This is a genomic window from Stieleria marina (genome assembly GCA_007741555.1).
Lineage (GTDB): Bacteria > Planctomycetota > Planctomycetia > Pirellulales > Pirellulaceae > K23-9.
The window spans coordinates 2,493,944-2,512,527 of sequence record CP036526.1 but is presented as its reverse complement, the minus strand read 5'-3'; the positions used below and the strand labels follow the sequence as shown (position 1 = coordinate 2,512,527).

21 protein-coding genes are annotated in these 18,584 nt (G+C 53.6%); 9 read left to right on the top strand and 12 right to left on the bottom strand.

Annotation, left to right across the window (positions count from 1 at the left end; translation table 11 throughout):
• Nucleotides 1-106: 106 nt before the first annotated feature.
• Entirely contained in the window at nt 107-388 is a 282-nt protein-coding gene (locus tag K239x_RS08655) for a hypothetical protein (RefSeq protein ID WP_145417437.1), read from the bottom strand.
• 1,193 nt (nt 389-1,581) lie between these two features.
• Between K239x_RS08655 and K239x_RS28375 the strand changes: the two genes are divergently transcribed.
• Together K239x_RS28375 and K239x_RS08650 are read left to right on the top strand one after the other, a co-directional pair.
• Nucleotides 1,582-1,848 carry a hypothetical protein gene (locus K239x_RS28375; protein ID WP_419189842.1) on the top strand — a complete coding sequence of 89 codons (267 nt, stop codon included), beginning with the start codon at nt 1,582-1,584 and terminating at the stop codon, nt 1,846-1,848.
• A complete protein-coding gene (locus K239x_RS08650) occupies nt 1,818-2,735 on the top strand; it encodes a sialidase family protein (RefSeq protein ID WP_419189841.1) in 918 nt (305 codons plus the stop codon). The genes K239x_RS28375 and K239x_RS08650 overlap by 31 nt, the downstream gene beginning before the upstream one ends.
• Here the strand turns inward: K239x_RS08650 and K239x_RS28370 are convergent.
• Genes K239x_RS28370 through K239x_RS28360 form a run of 3 tightly spaced genes read right to left on the bottom strand, consistent with a single transcriptional unit; the run spans nt 2,711 to nt 3,669 of the window.
• A complete protein-coding gene (locus K239x_RS28370; RefSeq protein WP_419189840.1) occupies nt 2,711-3,121 on the bottom strand; it encodes a helix-turn-helix domain-containing protein in 411 nt (136 codons plus the stop codon). The genes K239x_RS08650 and K239x_RS28370 overlap by 25 nt on opposite strands.
• Entirely contained in the window at nt 3,121-3,234 is a 114-nt protein-coding gene (locus tag K239x_RS28365) for a hypothetical protein (protein ID WP_419189839.1), read from the bottom strand. Before K239x_RS28365 ends, K239x_RS28370 begins: the two co-directional genes overlap by 1 nt.
• A 45-nt stretch (nt 3,235-3,279) precedes the next feature.
• A complete protein-coding gene (locus K239x_RS28360; protein ID WP_419189838.1) occupies nt 3,280-3,669 on the bottom strand; it encodes a substrate-binding domain-containing protein in 390 nt (129 codons plus the stop codon).
• Between the two features lie 68 nt (nt 3,670-3,737).
• On the opposite strand from K239x_RS28360, the gene K239x_RS28355 reads away from it, so the two are divergent.
• The 6 genes from K239x_RS28355 (at nt 3,738) to K239x_RS08620 (ending at nt 8,230) form a co-directional block, all read left to right on the top strand.
• Nucleotides 3,738-4,052 carry a hypothetical protein gene (locus tag K239x_RS28355; protein WP_419189837.1) on the top strand — a complete coding sequence of 105 codons (315 nt, stop codon included), beginning with the start codon at nt 3,738-3,740 and terminating at the stop codon, nt 4,050-4,052.
• 118 nt (nt 4,053-4,170) lie between these two features.
• Nucleotides 4,171-4,908, top strand: a complete 738-nt coding sequence (locus K239x_RS08640) for a phytanoyl-CoA dioxygenase family protein (RefSeq protein ID WP_419189836.1) — start codon at nt 4,171-4,173, stop codon at nt 4,906-4,908.
• 120 nt (nt 4,909-5,028) lie between these two features.
• Nucleotides 5,029-5,346, top strand: coding sequence for a beta/alpha barrel domain-containing protein (locus K239x_RS08635; RefSeq protein WP_145417435.1), 318 nt, complete (start codon nt 5,029-5,031; stop codon nt 5,344-5,346).
• A 270-nt stretch (nt 5,347-5,616) separates the two neighbouring features.
• Nucleotides 5,617-6,378, top strand: a complete 762-nt coding sequence (locus tag K239x_RS08630) for a phytanoyl-CoA dioxygenase family protein (RefSeq protein ID WP_145417434.1) — start codon at nt 5,617-5,619, stop codon at nt 6,376-6,378.
• Nucleotides 6,379-6,461: 83 nt separating this feature from the next.
• Nucleotides 6,462-7,286 carry a sulfite exporter TauE/SafE family protein gene (locus tag K239x_RS08625; RefSeq protein ID WP_145417433.1) on the top strand — a complete coding sequence of 275 codons (825 nt, stop codon included), beginning with the start codon at nt 6,462-6,464 and terminating at the stop codon, nt 7,284-7,286.
• Nucleotides 7,286-8,230 (top strand): TerC family protein, encoded by a 945-nt coding sequence (locus K239x_RS08620; RefSeq protein WP_419189835.1) that lies wholly within the window; start codon nt 7,286-7,288, stop codon nt 8,228-8,230. The genes K239x_RS08625 and K239x_RS08620 overlap by 1 nt, the downstream gene beginning before the upstream one ends.
• Before the next feature lie 4 nt (nt 8,231-8,234).
• Here K239x_RS08620 and bioD read toward each other — a convergent pair whose 3' ends face one another.
• On the bottom strand, nt 8,235-8,912 hold the full coding sequence (bioD, locus tag K239x_RS08615) for a dethiobiotin synthase (protein WP_145417432.1): 678 nt from the start codon (nt 8,910-8,912) through the stop codon (nt 8,235-8,237).
• 59 nt (nt 8,913-8,971) lie between these two features.
• Here bioD and K239x_RS08610 point away from each other — a divergent pair, with 59 nt between their 5' ends.
• Complete coding sequence (locus tag K239x_RS08610; RefSeq protein ID WP_419190065.1) at nt 8,972-9,808, top strand: carbon-nitrogen hydrolase; 837 nt, start codon at nt 8,972-8,974, stop codon at nt 9,806-9,808.
• 92 nt (nt 9,809-9,900) lie between these two features.
• Here the strand turns inward: K239x_RS08610 and K239x_RS08605 are convergent, their stop codons facing one another.
• The 7 genes from K239x_RS08605 to K239x_RS08575 all read right to left on the bottom strand — a co-directional run bounded on the left by K239x_RS08605 (nt 9,901) and on the right by K239x_RS08575 (nt 18,486).
• Nucleotides 9,901-10,905, bottom strand: coding sequence for a sigma-54 interaction domain-containing protein (locus tag K239x_RS08605; RefSeq protein ID WP_419190064.1), 1,005 nt, complete (start codon nt 10,903-10,905; stop codon nt 9,901-9,903).
• Between the two features lie 308 nt (nt 10,906-11,213).
• Nucleotides 11,214-13,259, bottom strand: a complete 2,046-nt coding sequence (locus K239x_RS08600) for a hypothetical protein (protein WP_145417429.1) — start codon at nt 13,257-13,259, stop codon at nt 11,214-11,216.
• Nucleotides 13,260-13,419: 160 nt separating this feature from the next.
• Nucleotides 13,420-14,055 (bottom strand): hypothetical protein, encoded by a 636-nt coding sequence (locus K239x_RS08595; protein WP_145417428.1) that lies wholly within the window; start codon nt 14,053-14,055, stop codon nt 13,420-13,422.
• An 85-nt stretch (nt 14,056-14,140) separates the two neighbouring features.
• A complete protein-coding gene (locus tag K239x_RS08590) occupies nt 14,141-15,424 on the bottom strand; it encodes a vWA domain-containing protein (RefSeq protein WP_145417427.1) in 1,284 nt (427 codons plus the stop codon).
• An 80-nt stretch (nt 15,425-15,504) separates the two neighbouring features.
• Entirely contained in the window at nt 15,505-15,963 is a 459-nt protein-coding gene (locus K239x_RS08585) for a TadE/TadG family type IV pilus assembly protein (protein WP_419189834.1), read from the bottom strand.
• A 147-nt stretch (nt 15,964-16,110) separates the two neighbouring features.
• On the bottom strand, nt 16,111-16,578 hold the full coding sequence (locus tag K239x_RS08580; protein WP_145417426.1) for a TadE family protein: 468 nt from the start codon (nt 16,576-16,578) through the stop codon (nt 16,111-16,113).
• Nucleotides 16,579-17,004: 426 nt separating this feature from the next.
• Entirely contained in the window at nt 17,005-18,486 is a 1,482-nt protein-coding gene (locus tag K239x_RS08575) for a DUF1501 domain-containing protein (RefSeq protein ID WP_145417425.1), read from the bottom strand.
• Nucleotides 18,487-18,584: the final 98 nt, after the last annotated feature.

Sequence of the window (18,584 nt, the reverse complement as noted above, 5' to 3'; positions counted from 1 at the left end):
AATCCTGAGATCTCTTTGGGTTCCTGTGTCACTCAGTCCTTTGAGTGCGAATGATCTTCAGCGAGCACTTCTAATTGAATGTTACTGACAACGCATCCGTCACCATTCAAGTCACACAACCAATGAAGAAGTTGTCAGCATAGCGATCGCGGTTCCGCGGAATTGGCTTGCAAATCTCTTGCTTTGTTTTGAAATCTGGCCCGGCAAACCAGTACGGACCATAAACCACATCGGCGACACAGACGCCGTTCACATCTGCCGCACTCGCGGCTTCGGAAAAATAGACGTCAGTGCGTCGCTGACGCTTGAAGGATTGAACTACCGTCTCCTCCGCGAGCGCGAAGGATGTGCTTTGCTGGGGGGCGACAGGGAGCAATCGTTGCAGCATGGACGAAGTCTCCGGGAAGGACATCAGCACAGTCTCGCAAACGCTGAACTCTGCGGGGCTAAACGCCGGAGTCCCACGGGCATCTACCCGCGGCTCGCGATATTGACGAGTGCCTCATGTCGTTGGTGGGAAGATCATTTTATACGGTGTCAACGACACGTGTGAGCGAGGAATCGAATTTCCGTGGGTCAGCGGTGGATTGGGTTTCCCCGGTCATTTTGACCGCAGAAAACCGATCCAGTTTTTGATCATGCTGTGCCGTTCCCAGCAGGCAGCCGAAGTACATGCCGGCCAGCGATCGAATTGTCGGCACAAAACGCTGGTCGCAAACGCGGCATCAGCGTCAGCAAAGTAGCATCCGTCGCTAGCCATCAGCCGGTAAATGATGTGATGCGATGCCGTGAATCAGTGACAACCACCTGCCGGTCGTTCTAGCCCTACCAGATCCTGAACCAGACGCGGTACCCACGTAAGAAAAAAATTTTGAGCGCGCAGCTTCTCTGTGCCAGAGAAAATGCACTGACGCCAGCAGTGCCTGCCCAAATACCAGCCAAAAGTCCCCCGCACCATTCAGGTCGGCTCGCATCACGGTCAATGCTTTGTAGGATTTTGCAATCCGGATCCTCATCGCTCGGCCCCTCTTCACTTGCCAGAGTGTTGGATCTACTTAGCTGCCTTCACGGGGATGTCCGATTCGTTGTTGAAACTCTTGATGGTCTCTCTGGTGAAAACGTAGGTGAGTGGGTTTGGCTTTGAAAAAACTGCCCTCCAGTCTTGGGCTATCGCAGTGCACCAGGTAAGGCTGGGACTCTCTGGATACAAATACAACCGTCGCTGGTGCGCAAAGTGCCTATATAAATACGCACAATGTACGTTCGACTGATTAGCACTTAGGGCTACGATCGGCGAGATGTGGTTTAGTTTTTCCACGTGACGCGACAATGGTGCTGCTACTGCTCCCTGCGGAATTCAAAACCTAATCAGTCCAACGTTCCATGCTGCTCGGGTCCCACGGAATGGGCGAAGCATGGCAAACTAAAATTGACGATGGCACATGATTACGCTCCCTCAGAAAAGACCATGCGGCTGCGCCCGATCGCTCGCGATCAATTGCCGTAGTCTTTCTGGGGACCGAATGGTTGCAAACGTCTACAAACTGATCCAAATCCTCGCCTAGCTTCGAATACGTGACAATGAAAACCACACTTTCCGTTTCGTTGATCGTGATGTTGTCCATCCAATTTTGCCTGGTCAATCACGCCGAAGCGGAAAAAGCAAAAACAGCCGAAGCCGTTTCCCCTGTCGAGAGTCGCCAAACGCTATTCGAATCCGGCGAAGGCGGCTACAAAACGTACCGCATTCCCGCCATCGTAAAATCGACCAGGGACACGCTTCTCGCGTTTGCGGAAGGACGCGTCACTGGCCAGTATTGGATCACGGCGATGTCGATATTGTCCTGAAGCGTTCAATCGACAATGGGCAAACATGCAGCGAAATGCAGATCGTTCGCGACGATGGAAAGCATCAAGCCGGCAATCCATGCCCACTGGTGGATCAACAGTCGGGCAAGATTTTTCTGTTCTATTGCGGCTCGCGTCACAGCGAAGGGCAAGTGCTTGGCGGAGCCGGGTCGCGAGAAGTTTATCTGATAACGTCAACCGATGATGGATTGTCTTGGTCCGAAACTCGCAATCTGTCCGCGTCGGTCAAGAAGCCAAACTGGCGGTGGTATGCGACGGGACCATGTTCGGCGATTCAAATTCAATCCGGAAAGTATGCTGGTCGCTTGATTGTGCCCGCAAACCACAGCATTCATTTCGACGATGGTCGCAAATGGGAATACCGCTGCCATTCGCTTTACTCAGACGATCATGGAGAGACGTGGCAGGTCGGAGCATCGTCCACAGCCGGCGGCAGCGAAACACAAATTGTGGAAGTCGCACCCGACTTGCTGATACAGGACATTCGGATGCAAACGCATCGAAAAGGGCCCCGCGCCGTCCGATTCAGTCGTGATGGCGGTGCAACCTGGGACGCGATTGAATACGACGTTCAGCGTCCTTGCCCGAAATGCCAAGGAAGTATCATTGCGATCCCGGCGGGCGAAGGCGACAACCTGCGTTTGGTCAGCAGCAATCCGGCGGGTAAAGGGCGGACGCATATGGCCGTCTATCAATCCCTGGATGCAGGTAAGAAATGGCAGAAGATCTCGCTGCTCGAAGCGGGCCCAACCGGTTACAGTGATCTCGTCGTGACGGCGGACAATCGGGTGGCCTGCTTCTTTGAAACAGGCTCCAAATCGCCATACGAATCGCTCGTGTTTCAGTTCGTTGATGATTTACGATAAGATTTCGGCGTCGCATTCATTTCGCGTTTGAACGTGCGGCAGAGATTGTGGGAAGTCTGAAATCCCGACTGGCGTGCGATCTGCACGATCGAGTCATCGGTGGTCCGCAAAAGTTGCTTGGCAAGATCAAGGCGAAGTCGTCTTAGTTCTTCCATCGGGGCACGCGGGAAGTTTTCGCGGAACCCTTTTTCGAGCCCAGTTCGTGAAACAGCAACTTGCTTGAGAATTTCGACGACCTGAATTTGCTTGTCAAAATTTTCACGAATGAACTGCAGCGCCTGGGCGACCATGGCATTGCTGACGGCCAGCACATCGGTGCTCATGCATTCAACGATTCGCGTTGGCGGAACATAGATGGTTTTTCCGGAGTCCGGTTTACCGTCCATCAAATCCTGAAGGCGGCGTGATCCCTCAAAGCCAACCTTTCCCAATCGAGAGCGATGCTGGAAAGTGGGCAACGAAGGCACTCACAGACCACTTCATCATTGTCGACTCCCAAAATTGCGACCTGCTCAGGCGATTGAACATTTGCGGCTTCACATGCTTAGATTGCTTCGACCGCCTCAATGTCACGAGCGCAAAACACTGCGTTCGGTTTTGGTAGTTGGGCTAGTCGTTTCACCAACCAGCGGTGCCGTTCTTGACGGTCGTCCTTTTTGTTTCCTCTTTCCTTGCCCCAAGAGAAGACAGTGCATTCAAAACCGGCCTGTTTCAATGTTTGGGCAAAGTAATCGCGCCGAACACGACTGACTCCCAATTCCCACCGGTGAATGAACGTGAAAGTTGAAACCCCAAACTTCGCTGCCATTTCAGCGATCGCTTTGTTGTCGACAGTCACGCGTGGAAGTGTGATTCTTGGTCGGCTCTCGGTCAGATCGATGATGGGGGCTTCGACATTGCGAAGTTGATTCCAAAAGCTGTCCTTCTGTCCCACCAAAGTTACAACTCCGTCTCCTTTTCAGTTTCTTGGAATTGGGTCGTCAAAGTCGGCTGTCAGATGCCATGAATTATCTCGCGCAAATTTCGCAACGCCTCGATGAATGGCAGGGTATTACCAACCGAGAGACAAAAGAACATTTCGATGTGCGTTTTTTTTTTGAGCATTCACGAATGGGCAGATTACCCATACTTGAAGTTTGGGAGTCAATATTTTGGACGTTGCGAACAAAACAAGCCGAAGTTGAAAGTGTACATAAAGATATGGAAAATGTGCACATCACTTTCCCGGGTGCTGGGATAGAATCCCGTTCGGCTTCGGCAATTCCCAGTGCAGAAATCACAAATCCAGTCGTCGCCCGCTGCCTAAGATTTTGTTGAATGTTTCGATTAAGAGAACACGAATGCCAACAGATGAATTCAAGATCTAAAGAACCGCTCGATCAGATGCAGACCGATGGATTTGCAGTCTTCCCCCCAATTCTTCAATCAGGCGGAAATGTCACAATTGCTAAGCAATGTGGAACGGTTTCTCGCTGATGTTGTTCCTAAGATTTCGACGGACCATCTGTTCTACGAAGACAAAGAAGACCCGACTTCGTTGAAGCAAATTCAACAGATGGGTGAGCACGATGAATGGTTTGCCATGTTGTTTAACGATGGTCCGTTTTGCCGAGTGGCCGAAGAGCTTTTGGAAGGTCCCGTTGTCCCCAAATTCATGCAGTGCTTTAACAAGCCTCCGGGCGGGTCCGCGACTCCGCCCCATCAAGATGGATTTTACTTCATGCTAAATCCGTGCGAGGCGGTAACGACGTGGCTTGCGCTCGAAGACGCTGATGAAGAAAACGGCTGTGTGCGCTATGTGCCTGGATCGCATCTGCGACCAATGCGAGAACACGGAAGGACGAAGACGCTTGGGTTTAGCCAGGGAATTGTCGATTATCCAACGCCAGACGACCTCTCCAAAGAAGTCGCTATGCAAGCCGCCCCCGGTGACTTGGTGGTTCTTCACGCCAAGACAATCCACCGAGCAGATGCGAATCGTTCGACTGTACGAACCCGCAAAGCGATGGGCTTTATCTACTACAGCGAAGGAAAACGCAGAGGCTCATGCGGCCTATCAGGAGAATCTTCGGCACGAAATGAAGTCACGCGGAAAGCTATAGCCGCCACTGCGAAAACTCTTGAACAGTCATCGAACAGGTCGCGACTGTCTCTTCAGGCCGATCCACTGTGACCGCACATACTGGACATCCAAGCACTGACATTGCAACACGTTTGGCGATCGCCTCAGCCGAAGTCGGTGCCGACTTAATCGGATCCGTACCCCCAATTTTTCACGGCACGACACTGGGACATGACATTTGAAGGTGCTCGTCGCCATTACGAACAGATACACAACGCGACCGAACTACCATTCATGATCGATTCCTTGGACGGTAGCGTCTCATTGGGCGGTAGCGTCTCATTGGGCGGTAGCGTCGATCCCCTGCGAGATACTGGTTTTTATGATCTGCCCAATGTTTGCGGATTGAATTGCACAGGAGCAAGCTTCTTTTCAGTTCAGCAGCTTGTGCGCAACATTGCTCGACCAATCGTGACGATGAGCGGCTTCGACGAACAGTTTGTTGCGGGCCAATCATCCGGGTTCCGGGCGGGGTTGGGAAAGATTTAATTTTGCGTCCAAAAACCTATCCTGACATCTATGGGCTTTATCACGAACGGAGGGTTACAGAGGCGGCAACCGTTCAGGAATCCAATAGCCGTGTGACTAGCAAAGTGATTTACCTACGTTGCTCATGAACGCTCATTTTTCAGATTTTAGCGGACTCATCAATCGAGCACTTTGCACGCCAAGAAGAGCAAACTGCCAATTGTCGTCGATGAACCCGGTAAGCGATACTTTCGTTTCCTCTCCTTCAATCAATCTGCTTGGTAGTTCCTTATGTTGTCCGATCACTTCGCCAACCGTCAATTGACATCCGCAGAACTCGAGGGCTTTCAACAAAATGGCTACTGTCATCTGGCTGGGCTTTTAAAGCCAGCCGGCATCGAACAAATGCTCAAGGAATGCATGGATGCCTGGGCCGAGGAAAAGGGACCGTATGACCCGAATTCCACATGGCTGAAAAACGCGTTATTGGTTGATATTCACCACAAGTCCAAGCTGGTCCGAGACTACTACTTTGAAGGGCCGCTTGTTGAAATCGCCAACCAGATCAAGGGAGCGACTTCGCAGCTGACTCTTAAGATGCGAGGCAACACAAGTGTTTTTGGCTGGCATCAGGACAATGGCTACGGCGAATTGGCCCCATATAACGCGACGACTTGCTTGGCTGCTTTGGAAGACAACAACGCGGAAACGGGTTGTCTTTGGGTACTGCCGGGAAGCCACAAACAGGGGCAGATCCAAACGCGATGCAATGCCGAAGATCGAGAGAAACTTGGCGAAGTCGTCGTCGACGTCGATGAGAGCCAAGCGATTCCAGTGCCTATGAAAGCAGGCGATTGCTTGCTCCTTGGATGCTGGACGCTTCATAAATCGGAGGGGAACTTTTCCGAGGACCAAGATCGTCGCGTATTGTTTCTGCGTTATGCCGATGCTGACGCTGTTGAAGTCTACAACGACAACCGACCTCGATTAGGGCGTTTGCTCAGCGGCTCAACGATCTTTCCAGAGGTCGCTACATTCGAATCAGAACTGTAGCGGGATCGCTGCCAGTTTCAAGGTGCAGGTTGCAGTTACCTGCCAACTGCCGTCGCGGATCTTGTTTCGCTACGATCTGCAGGATGCAAGACTACCTCCCGCTCGCGATGATCCTGTTCGTGGGCATCTTTGTGCAATCATCCGCTGGCTTTGCCGCTGGATTGATCATCGTGCCGTCGCTGCTGTGGTTCGGGTTTTCGATCCCCGAAGCCCAAGCGTCGCTGCTGATCGCCACCGTCCCGCAAAACATCGCTGGCGTTTGGACGCTTCGCGAATCCATTTCGATCCGGCGAATTGCTCTGCCTGCGTTCACTCGGCTGGTATTCCTCCCAATCGGCGTTTGCCTCCTGGTTTCATTGCAGACTTTTCCGATCGACCGAATCAAACAAGTCGTCGGCCTAGTCGTATTGATCGCGACGCTGGCGATCATATTATTCAAACCCACACCACGGCAATCGCTGCATCCAGCGTGGGCGTGGTTGGCCTTTCCGCTATCCGGACTTTTGCAAGGTCTGGTCGGAATGGGCGGACCCGCGATGGTGTTCTGGGTGCAGGCTCATGACTGGACGCCGCGTCAGATGCGAGGGTTTTTGTTTGCCATGTATCTGATCAGCTTGGCCCCCGGGATGATCGTGCTCTATCTGTTTTTTGGCGATTTGATTGTCCGCCCCGCCGTCTTCGCTGCCCTTGCCATTCCCCTGCTACTACTGGCAACCTACCTTGGCCTAAAATTTGGCGATTGGTTGGGGCGTCAACGACTGCGAAAAGTTACGCTGGGGCTCCTTTTGATCATTGGAATAGCGGGGATCGCTTCCCCCTATTTGCCGATGCATCAGCCGTCCGCCGAAACACCTTCCGAAGCAATAGCTGTGCCTGACCAGGGCGTTTTATCAACGAGCGAATCTTGATGATGGAGATCACGATGACGGGAATGATTCTTGCCAGTGGCGCGGAGCTGGCCGAAAGTGCATCGCTCTTTTCTGCCGACGCGTTGTTCGCATTGCTCACGCTGACCCTGATGGAAATCATTTTGGGCATCGACAACATCGTGTTTATCGCGATCATCACCGGCCGGCTGCCCGAAGAAAAACGTTCCTTCGCCCGCAAGTTTGGTTTGGCACTAGCGATGGGCATGCGAATTTTGTTGCTGCTGATGATCGGCTGGATCATGGGCTTGGGCGGAGCCTTGTTCGAACTAGCTGATTTTGCACCGACCGCTGCAATGGCCCAAAGCCTGGCAGAGGATCACGAAGTCAACGAAGTTTCCACGCGCGATTTGATCCTTTTGTTCGGCGGTCTATTTTTGCTGTACACCGCCGTTCGAGAGATTCACCACAAAATCGAAGGCGGCGAAGAAGAAGCCGATATTGGCAATCTGCCTGGAGATGAAGGAGGCGCACACGACGGGGTCACTCCCGCAGATCAGGCCCGGCCAGGATCGATCACCGTCAGCGGAGTGCTGCTACGAATCGCATTTATGGACATCATCTTTTCGCTCGACAGCGTGATCACCGCCGTCGGCATGGCCAATCAAATCCCCATCATGGTGACGGCCGTCATCATTTCGGTTGGCGTAATGATTATCTTTGCGAATCAGATCAGCGACTTTGTCCAAGAACACCCCACGGTGAAAATGCTGGCACTGTCGTTTTTGATTCTGATTGGCGTCGTCCTGGTGAGCGAAGCCGCGGGCACGCCGGTCAGCAAAGGCTACGTTTACTTTGCGATGGTGTTTTCACTGTTGGTCGAGTTCTTAAACCTGCGAATGCAAACCAAACGCTATCGCCCCAGTCGTGGCGAAGGAGAAACGGGCGGTTTCCGCAAGCGAGACAAGACACAAACGGACCGTTGATTGGCTAGGCCGGCGGAGGGAAAAGCCGCGACATTTCAAACGGCAATTCGCTAGCACCAAAACCGACCTGCCCCAGCACCGGCACGTCCGTGTAGCGGGCGATTTCGGTCGCGTTGTTCGAGACAGACTCGTCGTCATCTGCCTGCACAGAACAAAGGATGATCCCCGTCGGCACGATACCGCGGCACGATGCAGCAGCGCAGGTCGCCAAAGTTTGGTGAATCACTCCCAATCGGTTGGCTGCGACAATGACTAAGCTGGCCGGCTGAAATTGCTTGAACAGATCGACGTTCAACAAACCGTCAGCGAGCGGGCTGAATAGACCTCCGGCACCTTCGACGATTAGCGTGTCGCAAGCATCTTGCCAAACAGTGGCTCCATTTCTCAGCAGCGCGGCATCCACCGTTTTGCCTTCGGCCTGGGCGGCGACATTGGGCGCTAGCGCCGCCGAGAACTTCTGCGGACAGACTGTATCCAAATCCATGGGCTGGCCTGCTGCTTGCCAGAGTTGATCGGCATCAGCAGCAACCAACTTTTCGCCAATTGACCGGCAACCACTCGCGACCGGCTTGTAGACACCGACATTGACGCCAGAATAATGCAGTGTCTTTGCGACCAATGCAGCCACATACGTTTTTCCAACGTCCGTGTCTGTGCCCGCAAAGAAAATCGTTTCGGTCATCAAATGGTTTTTCCAAGGAATTGAACGTGGCACGTAATGTTCGTTTAACGCTTTTGCAAATGCAGAATGCTGGTTCACGTGACGCAGCGATCGAAAAAGTTTCGCAGTGGATCGCAAAGGCAGCTGCCCAAGGTGCTCAGGTTATTTGTTTGCAGGAGTTGTTCAACAGCCCCTATCCTTGCCAGAGCGAAGATCACCGCAATTTTGATCTTGCCGAATCGATTCCAGGCCCAAGCACCGATGCACTTTCGGCGGTCGCGAAGCAGCACGAAGTCGTGATCGTCGTGCCGTTATTCGAACGCCGCGCGCCGGGCGTCTATCACAACACTGCGGTGGTTTTGGACGCGGACGGTTCTATCGCCGGGCGGTATCGCAAAATGCATATCCCTGATGATCCGTTGTTCTACGAAAAATTCTATTTCGCGCCGGGCGATTTGGATTTTGCCCCCATCCAAACTCGCTACGCCAAGCTGGGTGTCGGCATTTGCTGGGATCAATGGTACCCCGAAGCTGCTCGCCTGTTCTCGCTCGCGGGAGCCGAAATCTTGCTTTACCCGACCGCGATCGGCTGGATCGATGACGAGAAAGACGAATTCGGCGCCGGTCAATTGGACGCCTGGCAAACGGCGATGCGAGCCCACGCGATCAGCAATGGCGTCTATGTCGGCGCTCCAAATCGAGTCGGCGTGGAAGGCCGACTTGAATTTTGGGGCAACTCATTTGTCGCGTCACCTCGAGGCGAAGTGATCGCCCAGGGAAGCAGTGCTGAGGAAGAATTGGTGATCACAGATTGTCAGTTGGACGACATCGATCTCGTCCGCACTCACTGGCCCTTTCTTCGCGATCGACGAATCGACGCGTACGACGGTCTGCTCAAACGGTGGATCGACAACTAGCACTTCAAACGGCGATCCCGCGCGAGCGCGTGCTTGGGATTTCAGATATTCGCATGACGCGAAGGCCACTACTTGATCACGGACAACCGGGTTTACGAATCCGACGCGTTACTGTCGATTTCGTCCAACCCGTACTGCTTGATTTTCTTGTGCAGCGTATTGCGATTGATTCCTAAACGACTGGCCGCTTGAGTTTGAACGCCTCGGCAAGCCGCCAACACTTGTGCGATCAATTCCCGCTCGACTCGATCGACGATCATGCTGTGGACGTCATCCGCGTCGCTTCCTGCGTCACTCAAACCTTGCATGACGACATCGCGAGTCAACGAATCAACATCGACGGATTTGATATTCACGCCAATGGGTGCCTGATCGTTGGTCACACAATCGGGAAGCAGGCTGACGCTTAGTTCGTCCGTTTCGGACATTACGACGGCGCGTTCGATGTAGTTTTGTAGTTCACGAACGTTGCCTGGCCAGTGGTAGCTCTTGAGGGCATCCAGCGTGCCATCGCCCATATGAACGACGTATCGATCGTTCACTTCGTTGTAGTACTCCAGAAAATGAGTGACCAATGCGGGAATGTCACTTTGGCGACGTCGCAACGGTGGGATTTCGATTGGCACCACGTTCAAACGCCAATACAAATCTTCGCGAAAATCTCCGGCTCGTACCGACTGCATCAAGTCGCAATTACTGGCCGCGATGACGCGGACGTCGGTCTGCAAGGTGGTAGTATCGCCGACCTTTTCAAATTCCTTTTCCTGAAGCACACGCAACAATTTGACTTGCAAGGTAAGCGACGTGCTATTGATTTCGTCTAGGAAAATCGTGCCCCCATGAGCCGCTTCGAAGCGGCCGGCGCGATTGGCAACCGCCCCTGTATAGGCACCGCGAACGTGACCAAACAATTCGCTCTCAAGCAGGCTTTCGCTCAGCGCCCCGCAGTTGACTCTTACGAACGGACCGCCACTTCGGTGACTCAGTTGGTGAACTGCTCCGGCGATCAACTCTTTGCCCACACCGGTTTCGCCCAGCACCAATACCGATGCGTTGCTTCCAGCGACACGCCTGGTCAAGCGATAGACCTCTTGCATCGCCGCGGACGAACCGATGATGCCCGGTAGCGCAGGGGACGAAGAGTCGTGCGGGGGATTTCCTAGGATTGCCATATGTAACGATGCGAAATCTGACTTCGTCGAACCCTGACTGTCACCTGTCGTCGGCTATCGCCACGCCATTTCCAGGGTCGCTTCCTGCTTGATCAACAGGCGTGTCGAGAACTAGTTGAAAAGAATAGACGTTGCTGAACCATCGATCACAAGCACGATACCGTGATTTCTTCGCACACGATAGCGGGATCGCAAAATCCAGCGACCACCAGTCCAGATAGCAATCTTTCACGCTATTGAACCGAGCTAAGGTAGTCCATTGCGGTTTTCCGAAACTGCTGCCGGTCAATCGCGGTAAGCTCCGGCAATCGATTGACCAGATCCAAATCCAGGAACAAGTTGGTGAACGCCGCAGGGGTCCTGGGCATGGGGATTTGGCGACTGGGCGCATTCCAACGATCCGATTCGAGTCCAGGGATCTGCTTGGCCATCGAAAACTTCTCGGTCCCGACAATCGGCTGATGAAGCACGGGTGGTTTCGGTTTGGCAAAGAACTCATCCTCCTCTTCGTCATCCACCAGATTGGCCACAAACTCGGGGTCCGATGGCCGGATCGGTTCGTTGTAAAAAACGATCGGAACGTTTTGGCCTTTGGGTAGCCGGCGAACACGATCGATCATTTCGACCGGAGGAATGTCCCAAAGCTGAGTCTTGGACAGAATCATGCGTAAGTCACCACCACGTGCTACACAGCGCTCCAAATCAAGCACCGCACCGACGACCTCGGTTTGGAATCCCATCTTTGACAGAATGAGTTCTTGCTGCAAAGCCACCTCGGCTCGCGTTTCCACCAACAACACCAACGGCAAGTTTTGCAGATCGCGCATTTCCGCCAAGCATTTGATGAAATGGCTGGAACCAGCAAACGAGCTGGGAGGATTCAGTCTGGCGATCGCCGCAGCCGCTTCGTAACGAACACGGGGTTCACCATGAAGCGTTGCTCCCACAAGCACGCTGAGCTTTGATTGCGATCCAAACAACAGTCCTTGAACATCGCCCGCCAGGTTCGACCGACCAATCAGTCGCATCAACCCGATCGCAGCGGGATAGTCCTGGTTCTTCAGCGAAAGTGCGATCGCGTCTGACAAATCGATTTCGCCAACTTGATCGGCGAACGACGCATCGATCGATTCCATTTGTTCTACGGTGCCCCAGTCCGGATCAATCATGACGCGATAGCCCATTTGGGATGCCAACACGGCGTCCAACATGCCACGTGAGAGTCCACCGACACGGCGCAGGCGAGACGCGGCATCCACGGCGCCACGATAGGCCCCTATGACAGTGCGTACGGACTGAAAATTGACTGATTTGCGATCCGCACCGATCGACCAAAGTGTGACGGTATCAAAACCGTTTTCGATATCTTGGGCACGCCGTCGCTGACGATTGAGTTCGGTGAATAGAACCCCCTTGGCTTCTGGCAGCGTCGGTAGTGTTTGGGTCAAGGGAGGCAAATTGACTTGTGCAAAACTCTTTTCCTCCGGCGTCGAATCTGCGCCATAGAGAGCCGTCAGCAAATCCGGCAGAGCCGATTTCCGATCGATTCGCGTCAGCGCCCCTGTCGCCCTGGCACGCACCGATCCTTGTCCGTAGATGGCCAATTGCTCGATCGCCTGTCGGCCGCTTTCGCTAATCTTCAACATCGCTCGCAAGATCTCTTCTCGCGGCGCCGTGGGCGATTCGCTTACGGCCGCTGCGACCAGCGCCGCAACCGCTGCATTTCCACCGGTCAACAACCGACGTGCGGATTCCAATCGCTGATCAACCGAATCGGCATCCAACCCATCGATGGCTTGGGCCAGCCTACTCTTGGACTCAGCAAATTTTTGCGCGGCCTGCCCCAGCTTCTCGACCATTTTTTTGGCGTCGGCGCTTATCTGGTCACTCGTTGCTAATCGCAACAAGTTGTCGGCTCCGATTTGCTTTGCAATTCCTGCAAGCTCCGCAGGATCATTCACACCGCTGACGCCATTCTGCAGCCATCGGTCGGCGTCAGACCAGCGATTGATGCGCGTAAACGCATTGAGCGCGGTACCGAGCGAAGTGCCGCCCTGAGCCGCCATCTGATTCAGTTGGATGACTTGATCATCCACAGGTGAGTCTGGCTGAACTTCCACTGCCGTATCGGCGTCAACGAAAGCATCCTGCGCGATCGAATTCGACTGAATTGCGATGAAGCTGCCAGCACACAACAAGCCTGCGCAGAGGTGCCGGAGAACTGACGCGGAAGTGACACGCTGACCGAGGTGACTGCCAGGGGTGAGGTGCGGGTGCATTTCGATTGAACACAGAAGGAATTGGCGAGGTTGAACGGCTGTTCCAATAGCATAATTGGTCAGTGCAACGCGCCCCCACCCAAGTTGGCTGAATCGATGCCGAAACAGCCGCGAAACCGCGTTTTGCGGCTCGATGCAGTCGCCCGCAGGAGTCGCGAGTCTACTTCGCTGGCATTAGTTCGCCCGATTGAGCGAGTTTTTCGCGGAGATTTTCCATCGCTTGAAAACCAATGGAGCCCTTCTCGAAACCATCCTTCACTTTGCCTTCCAGCTCTTGGAGCGATTCCAATTCGGCTTCGAAGTTGGCGATCTTTCGTTCAGCCACTCGCTTGGACTGCTCCGCATCGGGAAGGTTGTCGGGCACTCGATTGCGGATTTCCACTTGCTCGCGAAGGTCTGCTTCGATCTCCCAGATGAAAGCCTTGTACTGATCATCTGACATCCGGTGTTCAGGATCATCCAAGATTTCCTGCGAGATGTTCAGAGGACGTTTGGGCAGATCCGATTTGTCCCACGCAAAGATCGGCTTCTCCGTGCGAAAGGGAACCGAAAACGTCCAGATAATGATCACCAGTGTCAGCAACAGCGACAGCCCGAACCAGATCCTGGACGACGTGTTAAAGGGCTTTACAACGGCGCGATCGACTTTACGGCGTCCGCCTTGGGCGATGCCACCATTGCGTTGGCGACGGTCGACGTTGGAACTCGTCGATTTAGTCGATTTGGTTGACGGCCCAGCCTTGTCGCTGGATGACTTCTTGGAGCTAGCTGATTGGTTGGTTGTTTCTTTGGACATGATTTGTCCCCCGTTGCGTTAAATGTTGCAACGTGATGCTCGCCTCAGAGAGACGAACACCACGCGACGTTCGCGATATGCGATGCTACTTTGTCAAAATGGTTGGCAAGTTGTTTGCGATCTCTTCAAAGATCGCAATCAGTTGGTCACCGTCCGCAGCGTGATAGTGCTTGCCTCCGCCGATCGCAGCAACTTGCTGCATCAGAGCTTGGTCAGCACCTTCGCCAAAAGTAACCGTGTGGATCGTCAGCAAGTACTGGCCCATAAAGCTCTGAGCAACCGTCACAGCGCTATCACCACGATTTTCAATTCCGTCGGTCATCACGACCATGGTCTTAGCAGCAAACGGTCTCGCTTCATTACTCAACAGTGCGTTAATCCCCGACTGCATTCCTCGTCCAATCGCCGTCCATCCATTTGGATAGAGGTCTCCAACTTTGTCGCGGACGACTTGGTGGTCTTTTTCCAACCAGGTATCCAAAGTTGCATAGGTCGAGTAACTGGCCAGTGACACTTGTTCTTCTTGGCTGGTCGTATCGAGCACATCCAAGAACGCGTCGACAGCTGCAACAAGGTCTTGCCATGGCGGTCGTGGAGCAGTTCCGAGATCATAGTGCTCTTCCCATGCCCACTGCTTGTATTCCAATTCGCTGACGCCAGAAGCGTAGTAGTAGGAATATCCTCGGCGGCTGCTATAGCTACGCGTCAGCATTCCAGCGTAGTAACCTGCGGACATCGTCGAGCTGTACCAAGGGGATGTGTTGTTGGGCCAATCGAATTCCACTTCGCCCATCGATCCAGAGCGGTCGATGATCATCGAAATGTCACGATCGACTTGCATGGCAACCGAGGCTTGCGTGGTTCCGAAATCGTATTTATCCAGCAAACCTGGGATGATCAACGGAACACGCCCTGAGAGTGAATTGAAGTCACGAATACCGTTGACGCGTACGGCACTTGCCACCGTACCATTGTCAATTTGTGATGTCGGAATCTTTTCAAAGTGATAACGGCTACTCGTGCCGTCGTACTGGTTTGTTTTTCCAAACTCAATTTCGTTCGCCGAGTCTCCATCGCGGATCTTCAGCGGCTTGCCGTTGACGGTATTCAGTGCGGCAGTCACCTTGGCCGCGTCTTTGGCAGCTGCGACGGTCTGCACTTCACTGAACGCTCGCCCGCCCGCTCGTGCGGCGGCGTCAGTCGCGACGACCAATTCCGTCCGTGTCAGCTGCATGTGGGCCGTGTTAACGCAAAAGGCCGCCAGTAGAGCCAAGACAGGCAATACAAAAGCCATCAGTGTCATGACACTCCCGCGCCGCGACATGGCAGCCGCGCGTGGGGAGCGCCGGTTATTGGTAGTGATATTCATGATGTAGCTTCGTTGGTGATTAACAGTGAAAAGAGAGCTTGGTAGCGAAGAGATTGAAAAAGAGCGGGTGGTGGTCATTTTTATTGTTCGTAGAAACCGTCGTAGCGTTCGGTCCGCATTCGTGCTGTCGTCGAAATCGTTGCACTCGGCAAAAACATTGGTGCGAACAGTGCCACGGCATCCAGATCCACATCAACCGTCACATTGACCATGCCCGACTCTGCATCCAAATCGCTGACATCGACGGTGTAGCCCGTCGTCAACATCGCCCCCATGATCCGTTCTGCTTCTGCCACCGCTTCTTCGGAGGTGGCTCCCGGGACGATTGCGTGTCGAGCTGAAAAGTACGCAGCGTCCTGTGCAAGGTTGCGAACCATGTTCATGCGTGCAAATTCCATGCACGTAAAAATGACAACGAACATGATGTTGGCGATGATTGCAAATTCGACCATCGCCGCACCCTTACGCGAATCACGTCGGGATCGTAATCGACGTGCAGCGTTGGAGCGTCGGGCGGTTCGGTTGTTTGTTCTCATCATAGTGATTCAGTCTTCAGACTTCGCTGCGAGGCAGTTGAGCGACAGAGCGGGCTGTGCAAGGCTTGGCTGTGTAGGGTTTGGCTGTGTAAGGCTTTTCTGGACGGCAATTGGTTGGGTGGTGGATCGCGAGGATCAAGCTTTCAAGCATTAATTGGTCGTAAGGTTCTTGTATTCTTTTCGCATCGTGACAGATGAGGAAACCGTCAACGCATCAAACATTCCCAGCGGAATGATCATGTTGCCAGCGGCAGGTACAGTCACGGTCACGGTGACGTTCTCCAGTGTTTCGGCGGACGTAAAATCTGGCGAACTGAACTGAGTCAGGCCGGCACCGTCAAATTCGATGTCGCGGTCATCCAAGAATTCAATGACTCGAGACGTCACGTCAGCATTGGTTCGTCCACGTCCCACTCCGCGACGAGCTCCTTCGTAAGCCGCGATCGTCACTGATTCCTTCAAGAAGATCAGGGAACACAGATCCATCGTGCCAAGTGTCAACACGATCAACACGGGCAAGCAGATCGCGAACTCAACCGTCGCAACGGCCTTTCGCTGACCTGACTTGCGACGACGTCCTTTGATCGGGCCGCGTTTGAGGTTGAACAGTGATTTCATGGCACTTCTAACGAAGGGTTTGCAAATAGGGGGTGGGGCGTTTCGTGATCGACTGAAGTGATCGATTCCATTTGAAACCTAGCTTACGAATCGGCATGATGCGGAAACTTCACCCAGAAACTGCGGCTTTCCTGCGCAGTGTTGCAGACGGTGTAATCAGCAAGATGCACACCGGGTCCTTCCGACTTTGCAGATAAAGCCGGCGACAATCGCCCCGATGGCTAACACGCGATTACAAAAGCGGACGAGCAAACAGCTCCGACCACGCCATAAAAGAAGGCGCACGGTCTAATCGCGCGTCACGGACCCTAAACCGTGATCGTAAAAGAAAGTTGCCGGTCGAAGTCAGCGCTCGCGACATCCGACAGATCCGTCGCTTCAATTCGCAATGCAAAACTCGTCGAATCTTCGTCGAAAGCTACCGATCTAGCTCAGCAGTTGCGTCAACGCTTCGGCCTTGACCAACTCGCGCGGTTGCTTCAGGTGGTTGTAGACAATCGTCTCCGGCGCGATCCCAAAGCTGTGGTAGATCGTGGCCAGCAATTCCGCTGGATGTACCGGGTCTTCCAATGGCGCTGACGCAGTCTTGTCGCTTTTGCCGTGAACATAGCCGCGCCGAGTCCCTGCACCGGCCATCAGCGCGGTGTAGCAATACGGCCAGTGGTCACGTCCATCGTCGGAATTATTGTTGCCGCTGGTGCTGACCCCACGTTGAGGACTTCGGCCAAACTCTCCAACCGCGACGACCAGTGTTTCGTCCAGCATGCCACGATCGTCCAGGTCTTCGATCAAAGCCGATAACCCGCCGTCCAACATCGGAGCGGATTGATTTTTCATTCGCTTGCTCAGGTCTTTGTGATGGTCCCAAGAATGGTTGTCGCTGTTGGCAACTTTAGGCCAAATGACTTCGACAACTCGGGTTCCCGCTTCAACCAATCGCCGCGCCAACAAACAGCTTTGACCAAAAGTATCGCGACCGTAACGATCTCGCGTGTCGGCTGTTTCCGCATTCAGATTGAACGCCTCTCGGGCTCGCCCCGATACAATCAGCGATAAAGCTCGGTCGTAGTACTCGTCTAACTCAAACGACTCTACCGCTTTGTTGATGTCAGGCATCTGCGCGTTCAGCAACGTCCGCAGTGATGCGCGGCGCTGCAGACGCAAGCTGAAAACCTCTGGCCGCAGTTTCAAGTCGTCAATCTTGATGCGGTCCATTTTGTTCATATCTAGATCGTCGCCGGTCGGATATAGCGTGTAGGGATCGAACGATTTTCCCAAGAAACCAGCGGTGCCACCTTTGCCGATCACGTTGGATTCTTGCAGCGGACGCGGCAGCATCACGAACGGTAACATCGGTTCGTCCACGGGACACATATTGATGATGTTGCTGCCAAAGTTAGGAAAATCTTTGGGCGACGGTGGTTCCAGTTGGCCTGACGGGCTGACCTTGTCGGTCGTGTATCCCGTCATCATTTGGTAGATCGCGGCGGTGTGGTTGAACAAGCCGTTGGGTGTATAAGACATCGATCGGATCGTCGTGAACCGATCATTGATCTGACTTAGCTTGGGCAAATTTTCCGTGAACTTGATGCCCGGCAACTTGGTGCTGATCGGCTTGAAGACGCTTTTGACATTGTCCGGCACGTTCTCTTTGGGGTCCCAAAGATCAAGATGACTGGGGCCACCTTGGAGATACACCAAAATGATACTCTTGGCCTTGCCCCACCCCGGTCCTCCGCTCGATAACCCGCTGGCTGCTTCGCTTGCGCTAGCCGACTGCAATCGCAACAGATTTGGCAGCGACAAACCCAACATGCCAGCCCCACCGACACGCAGGAACGTTCGCCGAGAAGGTGCCAAATGGGGATCGCAGAGGTCTTTTGCTTTAAAGCCTTTGATCGAGAGCATGGCGGGTGTCTTTCAGGGAAGGAGCGTAAATGGAGTCGTGCAATGCAATAGCCTGACGCAATCGACCAAAGTGATCGAACTGTGCGGTGCAACGATTG